The sequence below is a fragment of the Streptomyces sp. NPDC048248 genome (genome assembly GCF_043201875.1).
Classification (GTDB): Bacteria; Actinomycetota; Actinomycetes; order Streptomycetales; family Streptomycetaceae; genus Streptomyces.
Window position 1 is genome coordinate 407,538 of record NZ_JBICZL010000009.1, and the last position, 19,001, is coordinate 426,538.

Below are 19,001 nucleotides of genomic sequence, written 5' to 3' on the forward strand. Positions count from 1 at the left end.
CACGATCATGAGCGACAACCAGCCGCGCCACCGCAAGCCGTACGAACCGCACGACCCCTACCTGCACCCGGAGAGCCAGGGCTCCCACGAGCCCTACGCCGCACCGGACCCGTACGCCCAGAACACCCCGCAGACCCCGTACGACCCGCAGGCCCCTTACGACCCGCAGGCGCCGTACGGCCGTCCCTACGGGCAGCAGCAGGGACCGGCCCAGGGGCAGCCGCACGAGCCCTACGCGGCGCAGCAGCCTCACCAGCCGCAGCAGGAGCCCCGTCAGCAGCCCCAGACGCCATGGCCCGCGGCCGGCGGCCGGCACGCCCAGTACGGCTCCGGCCAGTACGGCTACGACCCCGCCGCGCAGCAGCCGCACGCCCGGGACGCGCACGGCACCCCGCAGGCCCCGCAGTCGCACGGCCCGCAGACGCAGACCTGGGACGCCCCGACCTGGGAGACCGGCACCCAGCCGCCGGTCCCGGCAGCCGCCGCGGAGACCACCCACCTGCCCACCCAGCACCAGACCGCGCCGCCGGCGGAGGAGCCGTACGCCCGGCAGCACCCCCAGCGGGCCAAGCCGCACCCACAGGGCACGGCCGCCGCCCGCCCGGCAGCTCCTCTGGCGCCCCATCAGCGGGCCCGCGCCGAAGGCCGCTCGCCGATCATCCCGCCCGGGCGGAAGCCGGCCTTCCTGACCGCCGCGCTCGCCCTGCTGCTCGCGCTCGCCGCGCCGCTGGGCCAACCGGCGCTCTTCGTGCCGGTGGTCCTCCTGCAGGCCGTCACCGCGGCGGGCTGGTTCCGGCTGAACGGCATGTGGCCCGCGCGGCAGGGCATCGCGCTGGCCTTCCTGGCCGGCCTGACCACCGATGTGGCACTGCTGGCCACGGACCGCGGGGACGCCCCCGTCGTGGCCGTCGGCACGCTCGGCGTGTGGTGCCTGTTCGTCCTCGTCCTCCAGCTGCGCAACCGCAGCAGCGCGGACGAGCGGATGTACGCGCTGACCGCAGGGCTCGCCTCGACCGCCCTCGCCGTGCTCGCCTCCGGCCAGCTCGCCGCCGCACCGCACGCGGTGGTGGTCGGCGCCGTCGCGGTGGGCGTCGCGACGCTCGCCCGCGCCCTGCCGCTGCCGCCCTATGTCTCCGTGGCCGTCGCCCTGGTGGCCTCGGCGGGCGCCGGGGTCGCGGCCGGGGGGCTGACCGACCTCGGTCCTGCGGGCGCGCTCCTGGGACTCGCAGCAGGTGGCTGTGCGCTGATCGGCCTGCGGGTGGCCAGCTACGACTACCCGTCCCGCTTCGTCCACATGACGGCGGGCGTGGCCCTGCCCCTGGCCCTCGCGGCACCCGCCGTGTACGTCCTGGGACGCGCCCTGGCCTGAGCCGCACGGACCGGCGGGTGCGCCCGTCCCGCCCCGGGAGGCCGCTCGTGCCCTCCCGCGGCCAACGGGAGCGCCCGCCGGACCCGGTCGTCTAGGCTCCCCGTGCGCAGGCCGGGGAGCCTGCAGGCATGGCGGAGACGGCCGGGCGTCCGGCCCTTGCGTGGGGAAAGTGGTTCGATGCGTGCACTACGGGTGCTGCTGGTCATCGTCGTCATACTCGGGGCGCTGTTCGTGGTCGGCGACCGCGTCGCGGTGAGCCTCGCGGAGGAGAAGGTCGCGGACAAGATCCGCGTCAGCGGGGGCCTGGCGAAGGCGCCGGGCATCTCCATCAAGGGCTTTCCGTTCCTGACCCAGGTCGCCGGGCGGTCCCTCCAAGAAGTGGACGCGGACCTCGACGGCGTCGAGGCCAGTGCCCAGGGCCATACCCTGCGGGTGAGCAAGCTCAGCGCCCAGTTTCACGACGTGCAGCTGACCAGCGACTACTCCTCCGTCGAGCGGGCCGCCTCGGCCACCGGCACCGCCCGGATCAGCTACGCGGACCTGACGAAGGCCGCAGGCGGCGGCGTGAAGATCAGCTATGCCGGCCAGGAGAACGGCCGCAGCCAGGTCACGATCTCGCCGAACGTCCCGCTCCTCAGTTCCCTCCAGGTGACCGGCTCGATCACCACCGTCGGCGGCGACACGGTGCGCCTGCGGGCCGACTCGATCCCGGCGATGTGCCGGACGATCCCCGGCTGCGAGTCGAAGGTGCGCTCGCAGACCGACCACGAGTGGAAGCTTGCGCAGCTGCCCGGCAACCTCAAGCTGGAGAAGGTCGTGACGACGGCCGAGGGCATCTCGATCGCCGCCTCGGGCAAGGACGTCGAACTCTCCGGCTGACCGGCCGACCGCGTGGCGGGCCGCCCCACCGGCCCGCCCGCACCCCGTACCGCCCCTGGCCGGGCTTCACCGCACCTCCCGGTCCCCGGTGCACCCCCTGCGGCCGACGTCCACCCCCTGAGACAGGGCAGTCCGTCGGCCAGACGTCCGCACCGGAACACGGCCCCGCCCGCACCTCCGTGCGACCGCCCGCGGCATCCGCATCCCACATCGCGGACAATCACATCTCGCAATATGACACGCCGGTGACACGCCCCGCCGTCTCTCCCTACGATCGGTGGCATGCAGAGCTCATTGAGCGGTCTCCGTCCGCGGGGACAGGCGGTCCTGACGAAGCGGCGGGCAGTGGACCTGTGCCGCGTCGCCGCCATGCTCTGTCGCCCTGTCTGACGGGCCCCTTTTCCGCGTCCCGTCCTTTTTCGGCCCCCGGGCCGATTCCCGCATGCCCTCGCGCAGCGCCGCGCGCCGTCAGCCGCGCGCATCCGGCGTCACCGCGTGCACTTCTGCAACTGCCCCCCGCAACTGCCCCGGAGGAGAAGAACATGAGCCGTACCGACGTCCTGGTGGACGCAGACTGGGTCGAGGCCCACATCGACGACCCGAAGGTGGTCATCGTCGAGGTCGACGAGGACACGTCCGCGTACGAGAAGAACCACATCAAGAACGCGATCCGCATCGACTGGCAGAAGGACCTCCAGGACCCGGTGCGCCGCGACTTCGTCGACCAGGCGGGCTTCGAGAAGCTTCTCTCGGAGAAGGGCATCGCCAACGACGACACCGTCGTCCTCTACGGCGGCAACAACAACTGGTTCGCTTCCTACGCGTACTGGTACTTCAAGCTCTACGGCCACGACAGCGTCAAGCTGCTCGACGGCGGCCGCAAGAAGTGGGAGCTGGACTCCCGCGACCTGGTCGACGCGGTGCCCACCCGCGCGAAGACCGACTACAAGGCGAAGGCCCAGAACACCGCCATCCGCGCCTTCCGTGACGACGTCGTCGCCGCGATCGACAACCTGAACCTCGTCGACGTGCGCTCCCCCGACGAGTTCAGCGGCAAGCTGCTCGCGCCGGCGCACCTTCCGCAGGAGCAGTCGCAGCGCCCCGGCCACGTGCCCAGCGCCCGCAACATCCCCTGGTCGAAGAACGCCAACGACGACGGCACCTTCAAGTCCGACGACGAGCTCAAGGAGCTCTACGAGGGCGAGTCGGTCGACCTGGCGAAGGACACCATCGCCTACTGCCGCATCGGTGAGCGCAGCGCGCTCACCTGGTTCGTGCTGCACGAGCTGCTCGGCCAGACCAACGTCAAGAACTACGACGGTTCCTGGACCGAGTACGGCTCGCTCGTCGGCGTGCCGATCGAGCTCGGCGCGAACAAGTAAGCAAGCTTCCCTCCCCGACCCCTCAAGGAAGTACCCCCATGTGTGGAGCACAGGCAGGCGGCCCGGACGCCTCGACCATCAAGCCCGGTGAGACCACCATCCAGGGCAGCGTGACCCGCGACGGCGAGCCCGTCACCGGTTACGTCCGCCTGCTGGACAGCACCGGCGAGTTCACCGCCGAGGTGCCCACCTCGGCGACCGGACAGTTCCGCTTCTACGCGGCCGAGGGCACCTGGACGCTGCGCGCCCTGGTCCCCGGCGGCACCGCGGACCGCACCGTCGTCGCCCAGCAGGGTGGCCTGGCGGAGGTCGCCATCGCCGTCTGACGGCATGGAGGACGGGATCGGCAGCGATCCTTACGGCCGGAGGGCCGCACCCCAGGGGTTTGGACACCTGACCGGGGTGCGGCCCTCCGTGCTGCGCGCCCGCGCGTCCGGGCTTCTCTCCCACCGGCCGCGGTCTTACCGTGGAGCTATGCACGCCCGTCGCCTGCTGCCCGCGCAACGCCGCCATCGCAGGTACTTCCTGCTGATGGGCGTCTGCATCGTGCTGTTCGTGCTGGCGTGGAGCGTCGTGCGCCTCTGGTCGGTGCCCGCCGCTGTGGGGATGTGCGTGGTCGCGATGGTCATCCCGCCGGTCGCGGCGATCGTCGGAAACCGCCGGGAGCCCGGCTGGCGCTGGTGGGACGAGTCCGGCGACCCGGAGTCCGACCGCTGGTGGCGCGAGCTGGACGACAAGGACGACAAGCACCCGCAGTAGGACACGCCCCAGGGCCCCAGGGCCTGGCGCCGCGTCCGGCCCGCCCTCCGCGTCAATACACCAGCGCCTGGACGCCCTCCGGCATGATCTCGCTGACGAAGACCTGGGCGCCGGCGATGCCCGCGCCCTCGATCAGGTCCTTCTCCTCGATGTCGCGCCGGGCCGCGCACTGCGTGCAGACCGTGATCGCCCCGCCGCCCGCGATGATGCCGTCGATCAGCTCCGGCAGCGGCGCGGCGTGCGGCAGCTCGAATTCGGCCGCCCGCCCCGGCAGCCCGAACCACGCCGATTCGCCGGTCAGCCACAGGGACACCTCGATGCCGCTGGCCACCGCCACCGCCGCCACCGTGAACGCCTGCGAGCACCGCTCGGGCGCGTCCGCACCCGCCGTCACCTTGATCACGAGCTTCTTCGCCATGGCCTCAGCCTAGAGCCCGGCCGACCGCCTCCGGGGACCCGCGCCCGTACGGCCCCGTGCCCCGCGCCCCGCCCGGCGCGGCGGGGCGCGGGGCGGGGCGGGGAACCTCACAGCGCCGGTCGCCCCGGCGCCGACTAGACTTGCCTGCGGTCCGTAACACCTCACTCCGTCCAAGGAGCGCGCTCGTGCTTGAGGCAGTCTTCACCACCCTGCTCGTCCTGGTCGCCGTCGGCGTCGTCGCCTTCGCCGGCCTGACCTGGAAGAAGCTGTACCAGGGCCAGCGCTGAACCTGCCCCTCCCCCTGCCCTCAGCAGGAGCGCCGCGCGCCCCGGCTGTCCCCTCTCCTACAGATCGTCTGAGCTCATGATCGAGATCCCGTCCGACCTGAACCCGGCCCTGGTGCCGCTCGCCTTCCTCCTCGGCAACTGGGAGGGCGCGGGCGTCGCGGACTTCCCCGGCACCGAGAAGTGCAACTTCGGGCAGGAAGTCACCTTCACGCACGACGGCCGCGACTTCATCGAATACACCTCGCACAGCTGGGTGCTCGACGGCGAGGGCAAGAAGGTCGGCCCGCTGGAGACCGAGAGCGGCTACTGGCGCATCGACGCGGACCGCAAGGTCGAGGTCGTGATGATCCGCGACCAGGGCGTGGCAGAGGTCTGGTACGGCGAGCTGGCCGACCAGAAGCCGCAGATCGACCTGGCCACTGACGCCGTCGCCCGTACCGCCTCCTCCGGCCCGTACAGCGGTGGCAAGCGGCTCTACGGCTACGTCAACAGCGACCTGATGTGGGTCGGCGAGAAGGCCACGCCCGAGGTGCCGCTGCGCCCGTACATGTCCGCACACCTGAAGAAGGTCGTCGACCCGAGCGAGTGGGCCAAGGACCTCAAGGACCTGCCCGACGACGGCATCGCCTTCTTCAAGTAGGACGCCCGGCGGCGAGCGGGCCGCGCGGTCCCAGGACCGCGGCCCGCCACTGCCGTACATCTGCACACGCACGACAGCGCCCCGCGGGGGAAGTCCGGTGAGAGTCCGGCGCTGACCCGCAACGGTAAGCGGAAGCACACTTTCCGCAAGCCCGATCGCCCGCGGCGGCGCCGGATCCTGACAACTCGCCGTGGACTGCGAGGGGACGCCTCCGCCGCCACCCGCGCCGGGCCGTGCCTCCTTCCGTACGCGGCCCGACCGAAGGCGGACCGCCCGTGGCGACCACCGAGGCCACGCCCCGTGCCCCCGCACCGCCGCCCGGCCCCGTGCCGCCCCGACGGCTGCCCGTACCGTTCCTGGTGGCCGCGCTCTCCGTCGTCCTGCTCGGCTCCCTGTTGTGCGGCGTCGGCCTCGGCGCCGCCGGACTGAGCTGGGCGCAGGTGGTGCGGTATCTCGGCGCGGGACTGACCGGCGGCACAATCGACGCGGACGAGGTCTCCGCGTACACCATCGTGTGGGAGCTGCGCTTCCCGCGGGCCGTGCTGGCGGCCGTCGTGGGCGCCGGACTGTCCGCCATCGGCGTCGCCGTCCAGGCACTGGTCCGCAACGCGCTCGCCGACCCGTTCGTGCTCGGCATCTCCTCCGGCGCCGCCGTCGGCGCCAACGCGGTACTCCTCTTCGGGGCGCTGGGCGCGCTGGGCGTCTGGGCCCTGTCGGTGTCCGCGTTCGTCTCCGCGCTGATCGCGATGGTCCTGGTGTACGCGGCCGCCCGCACCGCCCACGGCCTCACCCCGCTGCGCCTGGTGCTGACCGGTACCGCGATGTACTACGGGTTCTCCGCCGTCACCACCCTGATGGTGTTCACCGCCGACCGCGGCGAGGCGGCCCGCTCCGCGATGATGTGGCTGCTGGGGAGCCTGAGCGGGGCCGGCTGGGGTTCGGTGCCGATCTCGGCGGCCGCGGTGGCCGCCGCCCTTGCCCATCTGCTGCTCTCCGCGGGCCGGTTGAACGCGCTGGCCATGGGCGACGAGACCGCGGCGGCGCTCGGGGTCGACGCGGAGCGGCTGCGCCGTGAGCTGTTCGTGATCGCCGCCGCGGTCACCGGGGCGGTGGTCGCGGTCAGCGGCGCGATCGGCTTCGTCGGGCTGATGGTGCCGCATGTGACGCGGATGCTGGTCGGCGCCGACCACCGCCGGGTGCTCGCGGTCGCGCCTCTGCTGGGCGCGGTGCTGCTGGTGTGGGTCGATCTGCTCTCGCGTGTGCTGCTCGCGCCCGTCGAACTGCCGGTGGGCGTGATCACCGCCGTCCTCGGCGTGCCCTGCTTCGTGCTGCTGATGCGGCGGCGCGGCTACACCTTCGGAGGCGGCGCCTGATGCGGCTCGACATCGACGGCCTGTCGGTGGAGGTGGCCGGGCACCGGCTGGTCCACGACATCGCGCTGCGGGCCGGCAGCGGCCGGCTCGTGGGGCTGGTGGGCCCCAACGGCAGCGGCAAGTCGACGCTGCTCCGGTGCGTCTACCGCGCGCTGCGCCCGGCCGCGGGCACCGTGCGCCTGGACGGCGAAGAGCTGCACGCCATGGACGTGCGGGAGGGCGCACGGCTGCTGGCCGCGCTGCCGCAGGAGGCCAGTACCGAGTTCGACTTCACGGTCGCCGAGGTCGTGGCGATGGGACGGCTGCCGCATCAGCGCGGCTCCGGTCGCGCACGGCGCACGGACACCGAGGTGTGCGAGCGGTCACTGGCCCGGGTCGGGGCGGACCACCTCGCGGGCCGCGGCTTCCTGAGCCTGTCGGGCGGCGAGAAGCAGCGGGTCCTCATCGCCCGCGCGCTGGCCCAGGAACCGGCCGTGCTGGTGCTCGACGAGCCCACCAACCACCTCGACATCGCCCAGCAGTTGGAGGTCCTCGCGCTGGTGCGGGACAGCCGGCTGACGGTGCTCACCGCACTGCACGACCTCAACCTGGCCGCCGTGCACTGCGACGAGCTGTACGTCATCGCGCACGGCCGGATCGTCGCCTCCGGTCCGCCGTACGACGTCCTGACCCCCGAGCTGCTCGCCGAGGTCTTCGGCGTCCGCGCGCACCGCGTACGGCACCCCGAATCGGGCGCCGTACAGCTGCTGTTCGACCGCCTGGGGCACGCGGGCGCCGCCCCTGGCGCCTGTGCCCCTGTCGCCCTCCCCCGGCCCGCCCAGGCCGACCCGACCGCTCTGTGAGGACCCGCCCGATGATCCCGGCCCGCCGCCCCGCCGCCCTGCTCACCGTCCTCGCGCTCGCACTCGCCGGCTGCGGCGCGCAGGTCGCCCCCGACGGCAAGAAGGCCGCAGGGGGCTCCGGCCACTATCCGGTGACCATCGAGAACTGCGGCGTCCGCACGACGTACGACAAGGCACCGCAGCGCGTGGTCACCAACGACGTGGGCATCACCGAGCTGATGTTCGCGTTGGGCCTGGAGAAGCACATGGCCGGTTATGTGATGCCCGACGACAAGGGCGACCTCGACGCGGTGCCCTACAAGGACGCCTACGACAAGGTGCCCCGGCTCTCCAAGAAGGCCGTCACCAAGGAGATGGCCCTGGACGCCAAGGCGGACCTGGTCTTCGCCGGCTGGAACTACGGCTTCGGCGAGGACAACGACCTCACCCCCGCCTCCCTGAAGAAGCTCGGCATCGGCAGCTACGTCCTGACCGAGTCCTGCCGCAAGGGCCCGGACGGCAGCGCCCGCGGCGTGATGCCGCCGCTGAAGGCGCTCTACACCGATCTGCGGACGCTCGGGAAGATCTTCGACGTGCGGGACCGGGCCGAAGCCCTGGTGAAGGGTTACGAGAAGCAGGTCGCGCAGGTCCGCGCCAAGATCCCCGCTCCGGGCGACCGGCCCTCCGTCTTCCTCTACGACGACGGCCGCGACAAGCCGCTGACCTCGGGCTTCTACGCGGGCCCGCACGACATCATCACCAAGGCGGGCGGTGACCACGTCATGAAGGACCTCAAGGACTCCTGGACCACGGTGGGCTGGGAGACCGTCGTCGCCCGCGACCCGGAGGTCATCGTCATCAACGACTACGGCGACACCGGCGCCGAGCGGAAGAAGGAATTCCTGCTGTCCTATCCCCCGCTGGCGAACGTCTCGGCGATCAAGCACCGGCGGATCTACGTCATGGACTACGCCGAACTCGTCGAGAGCCCCCGCAACCCCGCCGCGATCAGCGCATTGGCCCACTATCTGCGCGGAGTACGCCACGGCTGACGCCCACGCCGTACGCACCGGCCGTCCGCCCTCCTACACTGGCTGTGTGGTGACCACCGACTGGCAGAGCGACCTTCGCAGGCGCGGGTACCGCCTGACCCCACAGCGGCAGCTGGTGCTGGAGGCTGTGGACAGGCTGGAACACGCCACCCCCGACGAGATCCTCACCGAGGTGCGCAAGACGGCGGGCGGCGTGAACATCTCCACGGTCTACCGGACCCTGGAGCTGCTGGAGGAGCTGAGCCTGGTCAGCCACGCCCACCTCGGCCACGGCGCCCCGACCTACCACCTCGCCGACCGCCACCACCACATCCACCTGGTGTGCCGGGACTGCACGGAGGTCATCGAGGCGGATCTGTCGGTGGCCGAGCCGTTCACCGCGGAGCTGCGCGAGAGGTTCGGCTTCGCGACGGACATGAAGCACTTCGCGATCTTCGGGCGATGCACGTCCTGCACCGCAAAGGCCGCCCAGGCCGAGGGGTAGCCCGCGCGCGGCCGAGTCGTAGGCTGGCTTCATGCTGCGACATTCGAAAGCCAGCCCCCTGCTGTCGCTGCCCGGTGCGGTTCCCGCCGAAGCCCCCGACGAAGGAGTCGCCGCGCACTACGGCGACCTCTTCCGGGAGCAGCGCGCCCTCGCCGACGGCTCCGGCTTCGTGGACCTCTCGCACCGAGGGGTGGTCACCGTCACCGGCGCCGAGCGGCTGCCCTGGCTGCACCTGCTGATCACCCAGCACGTCACCGATCTCGCGCCCGGCCATGCCACCGAGGCGCTGATCCTCTCCGCACACGGCCACATCGAGCATGCGCTCTACCTCGTCGACGACGGCGAGACGACCTGGCTGCACACCGAACCGGGCACCCAGGAGGCGCTGATCGCCTACCTGGAGAGCATGAAGTTCTTCTACCGCGTCGAGGTCACCGACCGCACCGACGAGTTCGCGGTCGTGCACCTCCCGGCCGGCTCGATCGCCGAGGTGCCGGAGAAGACCGTCGCACGCGAGACCGCGCACGGCCGGGACCTGTTCCTGCCCCGGGGCGACCTGGAGTCGTTCGCGGCGGCGCACGGCCCGGCGATCGGCGTCCTGGCCCTGGAGGCCCTGCGTGTCGAGGCGCACCGCCCCCGGCTCGGTCTGGAGACCGACCACCGCACCATCCCGCACGAGCTGGGCTGGCTGGGCAGCGCCGTGCACCTGCAGAAGGGCTGCTACCGCGGCCAGGAAACCGTCGCGCGGGTCCATAACCTGGGCAAACCGCCACGCCGGCTGGTGTTCCTGCACCTGGACGGCAGCGAGGTGCACCTGCCGCCGCACGGCGCGCCGGTGCGGCTGGCCTCGGACGGCGAGGAGGGCAGGCAGCTGGGCTTCATCACGACCTCGGCCCGCCACCACGAGCTCGGTCCCATCGCCCTGGCGCTGGTCAAGCGCAATGTCCCGCTCGACGCCCAGCTGACGGCGGCCGGTACGGCCGCCGCCCAGGAAGTCGTCGTCGAGCCGTAGGAGAGCGGCCCGTTCGACGGTGCCTCGGGGGCTCAGACCTCGACGAGCACCGTGAACGGGCCGTCGTTCGTCAGCGACACCTTCATGTCGGCACCGAAGCGCCCGGTCTCCACCCGGGCGCCGAGTGCCCGCAGCTGCGCGACGACCTCGTCGACCAGCGGTTCGGCCACCGGCCCGGGGGCGGCGGCGTTCCAGGTGGGGCGGCGGCCCTTGCGGGCGTCACCGTAGAGAGTGAACTGGCTGATCACCAGGAGCGGCGCCCCGGTGTCCGAACAGGACTTCTCGCCCTCAAGGATCCGGACCGACCACAGCTTGCGCGCGAGCTGTGCCGCCTTCTCCTCGGTGTCCTCGTGGGTGACCCCCACCAGCACGCACAGCCCTTCACCGACGATTTCGCCGACCGTCTCGCCCGCCACGTCGACGCGTGCGCCGTCGACCCTCTGCACCACAGCTCGCATACCGGCCATCATGCACGGCGGCTTTCGGCGTCCGTACGGCTGTACCCCCAGGAGGGCCGTTCGGGTGCCATCGCCCTGCACATGGACCGCCCAGAGTGGCACGATGCGTGCACGCGGTGCGTTTCACGGACAACATGCCCTGGATGCCGCACCGGACGAGGGGACGGAACGACTCATGAGCACTGCCGGCTCCGGGCAGACGCCCGGTCCCGCACCGACCGCCCGTACGACGACGACCGCCGTACCGACACCGACACCCCTGACCACGACGGCATCGGCTCCCGACGAGCCCACCCGCAGCGAGGATGGCCCCATGCTCCCGGCAGGCCAGGCCCAGCACCCCCGCCCCCCGCAGCAACGCGACCGCTGCCACCCCGTCGCGACACCCGACCTGTCCGTCCTGGGACTGCCGGAGCTGCGGGTGGTGCGCCGCGACGCGCAGCAGGACGAGGCCGATCTGAGCTATCTGCGGCGGCTGCTGCAGGGCCGGATCGACATCCTGCGGGCCGAGATCGCCCGGCGCACCGCGCAGCATTCGCCCCTGCTCGACCGCCTCCCGGAGATCCTCACGGACCTGCCGTCGCGGCACCGCTCCTCGGCCCGGCACGTGACGCTCGGGACGCCGCACAGCGAGGAGTACCGCGAGATGGCCGAGCAGATGCTCGGTGAGGTCGAGCTGTCCGACCTGACGGCGCGGACGGACGGCGAGCTGCACGACGCGATGGGCCGGCTGATCCGCCATGAGCGGCAGGTCTCGCGGCGCCGTCAGTCGCTGCAGCGGATGGCCGATGATTGCAGTACCGAAATCACCCGCAGGTACCGTGAGGGCGAAGCACAAGTAGACGACCTGCTGTCCTGACCCGGCCACCCCGGAGGGCGCGGGTCACTCCCGGAAGGCCGACGATGACCTCGCCCACCCCGATATCCGAGCCGTCCCAGGAATCCTCTCCGTCCCCGGATTCCGCGGCGGCCGCGCAGTCCGCGGTGCCCCCCGTCCTCGCCGAGGTCGTCCGTTCCGGCTTCGTCGAGGGACGCCACCGCGGCTCGCTGGTGGTGCTGGCGGCCGACGGCAGCGTGGAGTGGGCGCTGGGTGATGCCGCGGCCCCGGTCTTCCCCCGTTCGGCGAACAAGCCGATGCAGGCCGCGGCGGTGCTGCGGGCGGGCCTTGATCTGTCGGGTGAGCGGCTGGCGCTGGCCGCCGCGAGCCACTCCGGCGAGTCCTTCCACCTCGACCTCGTGCGGACCATGCTGGCCGAGCACGGCCTGACCGCCGACCAGCTGCAGACCCCGCCCGATCTGCCGCTCGACCCCGAGGAGTCGGAGCGGTATCTGGCGTCGGGCCGGGTCCGCGAGCGGCTGACGATGAACTGCTCCGGCAAGCACACCGCCATGCTGGCCGCCTGCGCCCTCAACGGCTGGCCGCTCGGGTCCTACCTCGTCCAGGACCACCCGCTCCAGCAGCTGGTGCTCGACGGTGTCCGCACGGCGAGCGGCGAGGACGTCGCGCACATCGGCACCGACGGCTGCGGTGCGCCGCTGATGTCCCTGTCGCTGACCGGTCTGGCGCGCGCCTTCCGGCACTTCGTCGCGGCCGAGCCGGGCACCCCGGAGCGGCGGGTCGCGGACGCGATGCGCGCCCACCCCGAATACGTCGCCGGCACCCGCCGTCCCGACACCTGGCTGATGCAGGCGCTGCCCGGCACGCTGTCGAAGATGGGCGCGGAGGCCGTCCAGGCGCTGGCGCTGCCCGACGGCCGGGCACTCGCCTTCAAGATCGACGACGGCGCGACCCGGACGCTCGGGCCGGTGCTGGCGCGGGTCCTGCGCCGGATGGGGGTCGACGCCCCCGTGCTCTCCCGGATCGAGGACGCACCGCTGCTGGGCGGCGCCGCGCGCGTCGGGGAGATCCGCGCGGCCTTCTGAGCACCGCCGGGAGAGCGCAGGGACGTCGTCCTTGCGCGCTCCCGGCGGCGGTATTGCCTGAACTCCCCCTCGGGTGGGGCACGTTGGCGTCGCCGCGTACGGGCGGCACAGCGACGTCCGGCCGACGACGCCCGGCCGGACGCGCGGGGAGCGGGTCGGGCACCCTCGGCGCCCGGCCCGGACGAGGCGGCCGCCTGCCCACCGCCCCGCCGCGGGCACTGCCCCCACAGAGGTGACCTGCATAAAGTGGCGAGGACACAGTGCACCACTCACCACAGCAGGAGGCCGGCGACCATGAGCGACGCGAATATCGAGCCGCAGGGGCCCGAGGCGATCGAGCACGCGCACGACCCCGAGGTGCTGCAGCTCGCGGCCAAGGTCTTCGACCTGGCGCGGCACGGTGACACCGACACCGTCGCCGCCTATGTGGACGCGGGCGTGCCCGCGAACCTGACGAACGAGAAGGGCGACTCCCTGGTGATGCTGGCCGCCTACCACGGCCACGCGACCACCGTGGAGGCGCTGCTCAAGCGCGGCGCGGACGCCGACCGCCCCAACGACCGGGGCCAGACCCCGCTCGCCGGGGCGGTCTTCAAGGGCGAGGACGAGGTCGTCAAGGCGCTGGTCGCCCATGGCGCGGACCCGGCGGCCGGCACCCCCTCGGCCATCGACACGGCCCGGATGTTCGAGAAGACGGAGCTGCTGACGCTGTTCGGCGCGCAGTGACCGCCCGGCGGGCGGGCCTTGCCCACGGGCTCGGCCCGGCCCGGACGGCGCGGTCCATGGCCCCCGGCGTGACGCATGCGCCCGCACGGTGACGCACCCGGCCCGCCACGCTTGACCTCAAGCTTTCTTGAGGTTCTAGCGTCGCGGTCTGACGGCAACACCGCCGCGCACCCCATGGAGGGCCCCGCATGTCCGAGCACCGCTACCGCCTCGCAGTGATCATCGGCAGCACCCGGGAGGGCCGGTTCGCGCCCGTCATCGCGAACTGGTTCACCCGGCACGCCGAAGGGCACCAGCACATCGACGTCGACGTCATCGACCTGGACACCGTCCGCCCCTACGAGCTCCGGCCCGGCAGCGAGGACCACGCCTCCTTCGCCAAGCGCGTCGACACGGCGGACGCGTTCGTCGTGATCACCCCGGAGTACAACCACTCCTTCCCGGCACCGCTCAAGCACGCCATCGACCTGCTGCACGCACCGTGGCAGGCCAAGCCGGTGGGCTTCGTCTCGTACGGCGGGGTCTCGGGCGGGCTGCGGGCAATTGAGCAACTGCGGCTGGTCTTCGCCGAGTTGCACGCCACGACCGTGCGCGAGACGGTCAGCTTCCCGCTCGCGGGCAACCTCTTCGACGACGACGGCCGGCTGCACGACCCCGCCCCCGCCGCCCGGGCCGCCGACGCCCTGCTGAACCAGCTGAGCTGGTGGGCGGTGGCCCTGCGCGAAGCCCGCGCCGCACGGCCCTACGGCGCCTGACCTCAGGCCCGCCGCACCGCCGCGACATGCACCCGCATCGCGCACGGGATACGGCCGTCGGGCAGCGCCGAGGCCGCCGTCTCCGCCTCGAATCGAGCCCGCAGCTCGGCGGTGACGGCGGCGTCGAGGGGCCCCAGGTCGTAGAGGCCCCCCACCGTCCGCCACACCTGCTCCGGCGGTCCGGTCAGATCGAGCCGTAGGGTCTCCCAGTCGGCAGGACCGAAACCGGCCGGGCCGAAGACCTCGTCGAACCCCTCGCGGGTCCGCAGCCGCCGGTCCCCCAGGCGTGGGATCCGCTGCCCCGGCGGCGCCGCCTCGATCAACGGCAGGGCCAGCCGCAGAAAGCTCGCGTACGCCTCGTCACCGACGGCGCCGCCGCCCAGGACCACCGCCAGCGTGCCGCCGGGCTCCAGCACCCTCGCCAGCTCGGCCGCGACCCGCTCGGCGTCGCTCATCAGCATCAGCGCCATGTGCGAGACGCAGCCGTCGAACCGGCCGTCCTCGAACGGGAGGTGCTGCGCCCGGCCGACCCGGAGATCGGCCCGTGCTGCGTGCGGGCGGCGGCGAGCCAGCGCCAACTCCTCGGCGGAGAGGTCCAGTCCGGCAAGGGCACGCCTCTCGTCCTCCCCCAGCAGCTCCAGCAGCAAGCCGTCACCGCATCCGAGGTCCAGCACGCTCCGGCAGCCCGCGACCCGGTCACGCAGGATGGCGTAGCTGGACCGGCCGTCCTCGGCCCGGCCATGGGCCATCGCCCGCGCGGTGACCGCCGGATGCGCGGCGTGGAACGTCCGGAGAAAGGTTTCCTGATCCGTCGTCATCCGCCGAGCTTATGAGGCGCGCTCACGCCTGCGTGCCCGGCGGGCGCTCCTGGACCGCCCAGCCGTTGCCGTCCGGGTCGCTGAAGAACACGAAGGAGTTCCACGGCTCGCCGTGCCCCTCGGCCATCGTCCCGTCCTCCAGATGCTGCACCGGCCCCGCTGCCACACCGTGCGCGACCAGCTGGGCGCGGGCCGTCTCGATGTCGGTCACCACCAGCTGCATCCCCTGCACCGTGCCGGGCTCGGCCTGCCGGACGCCGGTGCCGGCACCGATCACGATCGAGCAGCCCGAGCCGGGCGGCGTCAGCTGGACGATGCGCACGTCCTCGCCGACGCGGGTGTCGTGGTCCACCGCGAAGCCCACCTGCTCGCTGTAGAAGCGCTTCGACCGTTCCACGTCGGACACCGGGATCGGCACCAGTTCGAGCTTCCAGTCCATGGCGGCCGTCCTTCCGTACGGGCGGCGGACCGCGGACCGCGGCGGTCGCCGCGGGCCCGGACGCGCCCCGGAAAAGTCTAGGCCGCTCCGCCCCTCACGGCCCGGTACGGCGCCGCCGACCGAGTCGGAGCCCGCCCTGCGCGCGGCCCCGCGCAGGACGCTCCGCGCCCCCATGCCGACCGGCGCACCGGCCGCGTCCGCTCACCTGTTCACGAACGTCATGCTCACCTCGTCGTAGCGCGTCCCGGCGACCTGGCCGGCCGGCGCCGCGGCATCGATGGCGGCGAGTTCGTCCTCGGACAGCTCGATCGCGAGCGCGCCGAGGTTCTCCTCCAGATACTTCTGCCGCCGGGTACCCGGAATCGGCACCACGTCGTCCCCGCGGTGCTGCACCCAGGCCAGCGCCAGCTGACCGGCCGTGACGCCCTTCGCGGCGGCCAGCTCGTCCAGCTTCGCCACGATGGCGAGATTCTGCTCCAGGTTGCCGTCGGCGAACCGCGGCTGGCTGCGGCGCACATCGGACTCCGGCAGCTCCGTGACGGAGGTGTACCGCCCCGTCAGGAAGCCGCGCCCGAGCGGCGAGAACGGCACCAGACCGATGCCCAGCTCCCGGCAGACCGGCGCGATCTCGTGCTCCAAATCGCGGGTCCACAGCGACCACTCGCTCTGCAGGGCGGCGATCGGGTGCACCGCGTGCGCCCGGCGGAGCGTCGCCGCGCCCGCCTCGGACAGCCCGAGGTGGCGCACCTTGCCCGCCGCGACCAGCTCGGCCATCGCGCCGACCGTCTCCTCGATCGGGACGTCGGGGTCGACCCGGTGCTGGTAGTAGAGGTCGATGTGGTCGACGCCGAGCCGGCGCAGCGACGCGTCACACGCCTGCCGTACGTAGGTGGCGTCCCCGCGGATCGCGGTCGGCTCACCGAGCCGGTTGGCGAAGCCGAACTTGGTCGCCAGCACCACCTCGTCCCGCCGGCCGGCAATGGCCCGCCCGATCAGCTCCTCGTTGTGCCCCGCCCCGTAGAAGTCGGAGGTGTCCAGCAGGCTGACTCCCAGGTCGAGCGCCCGGTTGAGGGTCGCGATGGACTGCGCGTCGTCCACCGGCCCGTACCCGTGGCTCATGCCCATGCACCCGAGCCCCTGCGCGGAGACCACCAGTTCACCGAGGTGACGCGGGGGGATGTCGGTCATGCTGCTGCCTCCTGTGCCGTACGGCGATGTGGCTCCAAGGCCGTCCCCGGAGCGTCGTTCCCGACGGTAGGAGTTGGAGTGCGCTCCAAGTCAACCGCGCCCGGAGCAGGGCCGTCACGCGGTGACGCGGGATGGCGGTTCGGGTAATGTTGCCGTCTCACGCAGTGGACCGACCCAGGAGGTGAGACCGATTCCCCGCCAGATCAGGCAGGTGCTCCCGTCTCACCGTCGCACGGTCCGCCCGCAGCAGGTGACCGTCCGACAGAAGTGAGCGGGCAAGCGCCATCGGCGCCCCGAAAGGCTCACATGTCGACGTACCCGTCACCCCTCCCCCCGGCTCCCTCCCGCTCCACCGTCATCACCACGCTCCGTGCCGCCGGCTGTGTCTTCGCCGAGGACGAGGCCGAGTTGGTCCTCGCCGCGGCCCGCACACCGGCCGACCTCGCCGCCATGGTGCGGCGCAGGGCCGATGGGGTGCCGCTCGAACACGTCCTGGGGTGGGCCGAGTTCCACGGTCGGCGGATGGCGGTGGACCCCGGGGTGTTCGTGCCCCGCCGCCGCACCGAGTTCCTCGTGGAGCGCGCCCTGGCCCTCGCCGCCGCTTCCGGCGGCCGCGCCCCCCGGCGCCGCACGGTCGTCGTCGACCTCTGCTGCGGCTCGGGCGCGGTCGGCGCCGCGCTGGCGGCGGCTCTCGGCTCGGTCGAACTGCACGCCGCCGACATCGAACCCGCCGCGGTGCGCTGCGCCCGGCGCAACCTCGCCGCGGTCGGCGGCGAGGTGTACGAGGGCGACCTCTACGCTCCGTTGCCCGGCGGCCTCCGTGGGCGGATCGACCTCCTGGTCGCCAACGTGCCGTACGTACCCACCGAAGAGGTCGGACTGCTGCCGCCGGAGGCCCGCGAACACGAACCGCTGGTGGCACTCGACGGCGGCGCGGACGGGCTCGACGTGCTCCGCCGGGTCAGCCGGGAGGCGGCCCGATGGCTGGCACCCGGCGGCCATCTGCTGGTCGAGACCAGCGAGCGTCAGGCGGAGCGCGCGGTCGGGACGTTCGCCCGCGCGGGGCTGCTGCCCCAGGTGTCCACCAGCGACGAGTGGTACGCCACGGTCATCGCCGGGACCCGCCCCGACGAGCCGCGGGCCTCCGGCGACCGGTAGGGCGTGTCCGTGGACGTCGGGAGCGGCCCCGCCAGGGCCGCCCCCGGCTCCACGCCCGGGTGCGCCGGGGAGGGCCCGGAGGTGGCCGACGGCCTCAACCCACCCGCTCCGCCAGGAAGTCCTCCCAGGTCCGCTTGCCCACCTGGGCCCCCTCGACGGACAGATTCGCGCCGGCCCGGTAGGCGCGGCCGGCCTTCCCCGGCATCCGTACCGGCATCATCAACCGGCGCTTGCCACGCGCCTCCAGATACCCGCCGCTCAGCTCGGCCATCCCGTACACCTTCGGCCCGGCCAGGTCGGGCACCAGGCCGGCCGGCTCACCGAGCGTCAGCTCCACCAGCCGCGCCGCCACCTCACGGGCATCGACCGGCTGGAAGCGGAGCCCGCCCGGCACCGGGATCACCGGCAGCTTCGCCATCTTCTCCACCACGGTCAGGGCGAGGTCGTGGAACTGCGCGGCACGCAGCGTCGTCCACGGCAGGCCGGATTCGGCCACCGCCCGCTCCGCGCCGAGCTTGGCCGCGAACCAGCTCAACGGGACCTTGTCCGCGCCGATGACCGAGATGTACACCACGTGCCGCACGCCGGCACGCGAGGCGGCCTCCACGAGGTGCGAGGTCGCCTCCTCGTCGCCCTTGGGGCCGCCCGCGAGGTGCAGGACGGTCCCGGCCCCTTCGACCGCGGCCGCCACCCCCTCCCCCGTCCGCAGATCCCCGGTCACATGGTCGATACCGTCCCCGGGCTCCCGGGGCTGCCGGCTGAGCACCCGCACGTCCCGGCCGGCGGCACGCAGCAGCGGCACGACGAGGCGCCCGAGGGTGCCCGTACCGCCGGTGACCAGAAGGGGTGAGCTCGTCACAGTCATTTCCAGCACTCTCCGATGTGTCTGTCCGGAAGTCCGGCCTCCCGGCGCCGACCCATGGATTTCGTGGGCCTACTCCCCTGACTCGCCCCGAGGAAGGAATGTGACCGGTCGAGGCACCTTTTTCTGGCCTCACCTGTGAGGCAGGCCCTTCCTCGGCCTTCGGCGGGCCGACGACCACCCCTCCCGGGCCGGCGG

General features: G+C 72.7%; 23 protein-coding genes and 1 riboswitch. Of the genes, 17 read left to right on the forward strand and 6 right to left on the reverse strand.

Annotation, left to right across the window (positions count from 1 at the left end; all coding sequences use genetic code 11):
- The first annotated feature begins 7 nt into the window (after positions 1–7).
- The 6 genes from ACGFZW_RS22000 (at position 8) to ACGFZW_RS22025 (ending at position 4,389) form a co-directional block, all read left to right on the forward strand.
- Positions 8–1,369: a hypothetical protein gene (locus ACGFZW_RS22000; protein WP_393894853.1), complete on the forward strand. Its 1,362-nt coding sequence runs from the start codon at positions 8–10 to the stop codon at positions 1,367–1,369.
- Positions 1,370–1,546: 177 nt separating this feature from the next.
- On the forward strand, positions 1,547–2,248 hold the full coding sequence (locus tag ACGFZW_RS22005) for a DUF2993 domain-containing protein (RefSeq protein WP_393894854.1): 702 nt from the start codon (positions 1,547–1,549) through the stop codon (positions 2,246–2,248).
- 282 nt (positions 2,249–2,530) lie between these two features.
- Positions 2,531–2,638 (forward strand): Ms5788A family Cys-rich leader peptide, encoded by a 108-nt coding sequence (locus tag ACGFZW_RS22010; protein ID WP_371873992.1) that lies wholly within the window; start codon positions 2,531–2,533, stop codon positions 2,636–2,638.
- 152 nt (positions 2,639–2,790) lie between these two features.
- Positions 2,791–3,630, forward strand: coding sequence for a sulfurtransferase (locus ACGFZW_RS22015; protein ID WP_393894855.1), 840 nt, complete (start codon positions 2,791–2,793; stop codon positions 3,628–3,630).
- Positions 3,631–3,668: 38 nt separating this feature from the next.
- On the forward strand, positions 3,669–3,956 hold the full coding sequence (locus ACGFZW_RS22020) for a DUF1416 domain-containing protein (RefSeq protein WP_030085405.1): 288 nt from the start codon (positions 3,669–3,671) through the stop codon (positions 3,954–3,956).
- Between the two features lie 148 nt (positions 3,957–4,104).
- On the forward strand, positions 4,105–4,389 hold the full coding sequence (locus tag ACGFZW_RS22025) for a DUF3099 domain-containing protein (RefSeq protein ID WP_393894856.1): 285 nt from the start codon (positions 4,105–4,107) through the stop codon (positions 4,387–4,389).
- Between the two features lie 52 nt (positions 4,390–4,441).
- Here ACGFZW_RS22025 and ACGFZW_RS22030 read toward each other — a convergent pair whose 3' ends face one another.
- Complete coding sequence (locus ACGFZW_RS22030) at positions 4,442–4,807, reverse strand: DsrE family protein (RefSeq protein WP_393894857.1); 366 nt, start codon at positions 4,805–4,807, stop codon at positions 4,442–4,444.
- A gap of 363 nt (positions 4,808–5,170) precedes the next feature.
- Between ACGFZW_RS22030 and ACGFZW_RS22035 the strand changes: the two genes are divergently transcribed.
- The 6 genes from ACGFZW_RS22035 to ACGFZW_RS22060 all read left to right on the forward strand — a co-directional run bounded on the left by ACGFZW_RS22035 (position 5,171) and on the right by ACGFZW_RS22060 (position 10,476).
- Positions 5,171–5,734 (forward strand): FABP family protein, encoded by a 564-nt coding sequence (locus ACGFZW_RS22035; RefSeq protein WP_393894858.1) that lies wholly within the window; start codon positions 5,171–5,173, stop codon positions 5,732–5,734.
- An 86-nt stretch (positions 5,735–5,820) separates the two neighbouring features.
- Positions 5,821–5,895: riboswitch (cobalamin riboswitch) on the forward strand.
- Positions 5,896–6,009: 114 nt separating this feature from the next.
- A complete protein-coding gene (locus tag ACGFZW_RS22040; RefSeq protein WP_393894859.1) occupies positions 6,010–7,107 on the forward strand; it encodes a FecCD family ABC transporter permease in 1,098 nt (365 codons plus the stop codon).
- Positions 7,107–7,949, forward strand: a complete 843-nt coding sequence (locus tag ACGFZW_RS22045) for an ABC transporter ATP-binding protein (RefSeq protein ID WP_393894860.1) — start codon at positions 7,107–7,109, stop codon at positions 7,947–7,949. The genes ACGFZW_RS22040 and ACGFZW_RS22045 overlap by 1 nt, the downstream gene beginning before the upstream one ends.
- A gap of 11 nt (positions 7,950–7,960) precedes the next feature.
- Positions 7,961–8,980: an ABC transporter substrate-binding protein gene (locus ACGFZW_RS22050; RefSeq protein WP_393894861.1), complete on the forward strand. Its 1,020-nt coding sequence runs from the start codon at positions 7,961–7,963 to the stop codon at positions 8,978–8,980.
- A gap of 46 nt (positions 8,981–9,026) precedes the next feature.
- Positions 9,027–9,464 (forward strand): Fur family transcriptional regulator, encoded by a 438-nt coding sequence (locus ACGFZW_RS22055; protein ID WP_393894862.1) that lies wholly within the window; start codon positions 9,027–9,029, stop codon positions 9,462–9,464.
- Between the two features lie 31 nt (positions 9,465–9,495).
- Positions 9,496–10,476 carry a YgfZ/GcvT domain-containing protein gene (locus ACGFZW_RS22060; RefSeq protein WP_393894863.1) on the forward strand — a complete coding sequence of 327 codons (981 nt, stop codon included), beginning with the start codon at positions 9,496–9,498 and terminating at the stop codon, positions 10,474–10,476.
- A gap of 32 nt (positions 10,477–10,508) precedes the next feature.
- On the opposite strand, the gene dtd is transcribed toward ACGFZW_RS22060, so the two are convergent.
- Positions 10,509–10,934, reverse strand: coding sequence for a D-aminoacyl-tRNA deacylase (gene dtd, locus ACGFZW_RS22065; protein WP_393894864.1), 426 nt, complete (start codon positions 10,932–10,934; stop codon positions 10,509–10,511).
- Between the two features lie 175 nt (positions 10,935–11,109).
- On the opposite strand from dtd, the gene ACGFZW_RS22070 reads away from it, so the two are divergent.
- From ACGFZW_RS22070 to ACGFZW_RS22085, 4 genes are all read left to right on the forward strand, one after another.
- On the forward strand, positions 11,110–11,793 hold the full coding sequence (locus ACGFZW_RS22070) for an ABC transporter substrate-binding protein (RefSeq protein ID WP_393894865.1): 684 nt from the start codon (positions 11,110–11,112) through the stop codon (positions 11,791–11,793).
- 44 nt (positions 11,794–11,837) lie between these two features.
- On the forward strand, positions 11,838–12,857 hold the full coding sequence (locus tag ACGFZW_RS22075) for an asparaginase (RefSeq protein ID WP_393894866.1): 1,020 nt from the start codon (positions 11,838–11,840) through the stop codon (positions 12,855–12,857).
- Positions 12,858–13,151: 294 nt separating this feature from the next.
- A complete protein-coding gene (locus ACGFZW_RS22080; protein ID WP_393894867.1) occupies positions 13,152–13,583 on the forward strand; it encodes an ankyrin repeat domain-containing protein in 432 nt (143 codons plus the stop codon).
- Positions 13,584–13,771: 188 nt separating this feature from the next.
- A complete protein-coding gene (locus ACGFZW_RS22085; RefSeq protein WP_393894868.1) occupies positions 13,772–14,338 on the forward strand; it encodes an NADPH-dependent FMN reductase in 567 nt (188 codons plus the stop codon).
- A gap of 2 nt (positions 14,339–14,340) precedes the next feature.
- Here the strand turns inward: ACGFZW_RS22085 and ACGFZW_RS22090 are convergent, their stop codons facing one another.
- From ACGFZW_RS22090 to ACGFZW_RS22100, 3 genes are all read right to left on the reverse strand, one after another.
- Complete coding sequence (locus ACGFZW_RS22090; RefSeq protein ID WP_393894869.1) at positions 14,341–15,156, reverse strand: class I SAM-dependent methyltransferase; 816 nt, start codon at positions 15,154–15,156, stop codon at positions 14,341–14,343.
- Between the two features lie 22 nt (positions 15,157–15,178).
- Positions 15,179–15,595: a VOC family protein gene (locus ACGFZW_RS22095; RefSeq protein WP_393894870.1), complete on the reverse strand. Its 417-nt coding sequence runs from the start codon at positions 15,593–15,595 to the stop codon at positions 15,179–15,181.
- 201 nt (positions 15,596–15,796) lie between these two features.
- Positions 15,797–16,783 (reverse strand): aldo/keto reductase, encoded by a 987-nt coding sequence (locus tag ACGFZW_RS22100; protein ID WP_393894871.1) that lies wholly within the window; start codon positions 16,781–16,783, stop codon positions 15,797–15,799.
- Positions 16,784–17,089: 306 nt separating this feature from the next.
- On the opposite strand from ACGFZW_RS22100, the gene ACGFZW_RS22105 reads away from it, so the two are divergent.
- On the forward strand, positions 17,090–17,941 hold the full coding sequence (locus tag ACGFZW_RS22105; RefSeq protein WP_393894872.1) for a putative protein N(5)-glutamine methyltransferase: 852 nt from the start codon (positions 17,090–17,092) through the stop codon (positions 17,939–17,941).
- Positions 17,942–18,035: 94 nt separating this feature from the next.
- Here ACGFZW_RS22105 and ACGFZW_RS22110 read toward each other — a convergent pair whose 3' ends face one another.
- Entirely contained in the window at positions 18,036–18,806 is a 771-nt protein-coding gene (locus ACGFZW_RS22110; RefSeq protein WP_393894873.1) for an SDR family oxidoreductase, read from the reverse strand.
- Positions 18,807–19,001 lie beyond the last annotated feature (195 nt).

Bases quoted from the DNA above. Each gene is read 5' to 3' on its own strand.
- ACGFZW_RS22110 (WP_393894873.1), bottom strand. From the start codon at position 18,806: ATGACTGTGACGAGCTCACCCCTTCTGGTCACCGGCGGTACGGGCACC.
- ACGFZW_RS22090 (WP_393894869.1), bottom strand. From the start codon at position 15,156: ATGACGACGGATCAGGAAACCTTTCTCCGGACGTTCCACGCCGCGCAT.
- ACGFZW_RS22025 (WP_393894856.1), top strand. From the start codon at position 4,105: ATGCACGCCCGTCGCCTGCTGCCCGCGCAACGCCGCCATCGCAGGTAC.
- ACGFZW_RS22005 (WP_393894854.1), top strand. From the start codon at position 1,547: ATGCGTGCACTACGGGTGCTGCTGGTCATCGTCGTCATACTCGGGGCG.
- ACGFZW_RS22045 (WP_393894860.1), top strand. From the start codon at position 7,107: ATGCGGCTCGACATCGACGGCCTGTCGGTGGAGGTGGCCGGGCACCGG.
- ACGFZW_RS22100 (WP_393894871.1), bottom strand. From the start codon at position 16,783: ATGACCGACATCCCCCCGCGTCACCTCGGTGAACTGGTGGTCTCCGCG.
- ACGFZW_RS22070 (WP_393894865.1), top strand. From the start codon at position 11,110: ATGAGCACTGCCGGCTCCGGGCAGACGCCCGGTCCCGCACCGACCGCC.
- ACGFZW_RS22085 (WP_393894868.1), top strand. From the start codon at position 13,772: ATGTCCGAGCACCGCTACCGCCTCGCAGTGATCATCGGCAGCACCCGG.
- ACGFZW_RS22015 (WP_393894855.1), top strand. From the start codon at position 2,791: ATGAGCCGTACCGACGTCCTGGTGGACGCAGACTGGGTCGAGGCCCAC.
- ACGFZW_RS22080 (WP_393894867.1), top strand. From the start codon at position 13,152: ATGAGCGACGCGAATATCGAGCCGCAGGGGCCCGAGGCGATCGAGCAC.
- ACGFZW_RS22105 (WP_393894872.1), top strand. From the start codon at position 17,090: ATGTCGACGTACCCGTCACCCCTCCCCCCGGCTCCCTCCCGCTCCACC.
- ACGFZW_RS22095 (WP_393894870.1), bottom strand. From the start codon at position 15,595: ATGGACTGGAAGCTCGAACTGGTGCCGATCCCGGTGTCCGACGTGGAA.
- ACGFZW_RS22000 (WP_393894853.1), top strand. From the start codon at position 8: ATGAGCGACAACCAGCCGCGCCACCGCAAGCCGTACGAACCGCACGAC.
- ACGFZW_RS22035 (WP_393894858.1), top strand. From the start codon at position 5,171: ATGATCGAGATCCCGTCCGACCTGAACCCGGCCCTGGTGCCGCTCGCC.
- ACGFZW_RS22020 (WP_030085405.1), top strand. From the start codon at position 3,669: ATGTGTGGAGCACAGGCAGGCGGCCCGGACGCCTCGACCATCAAGCCC.
- dtd (WP_393894864.1), bottom strand. From the start codon at position 10,934: ATGCGAGCTGTGGTGCAGAGGGTCGACGGCGCACGCGTCGACGTGGCG.
- ACGFZW_RS22075 (WP_393894866.1), top strand. From the start codon at position 11,838: ATGACCTCGCCCACCCCGATATCCGAGCCGTCCCAGGAATCCTCTCCG.
- ACGFZW_RS22010 (WP_371873992.1), top strand. From the start codon at position 2,531: ATGCAGAGCTCATTGAGCGGTCTCCGTCCGCGGGGACAGGCGGTCCTG.
- ACGFZW_RS22050 (WP_393894861.1), top strand. From the start codon at position 7,961: ATGATCCCGGCCCGCCGCCCCGCCGCCCTGCTCACCGTCCTCGCGCTC.
- ACGFZW_RS22030 (WP_393894857.1), bottom strand. From the start codon at position 4,807: ATGGCGAAGAAGCTCGTGATCAAGGTGACGGCGGGTGCGGACGCGCCC.
- ACGFZW_RS22060 (WP_393894863.1), top strand. From the start codon at position 9,496: ATGCTGCGACATTCGAAAGCCAGCCCCCTGCTGTCGCTGCCCGGTGCG.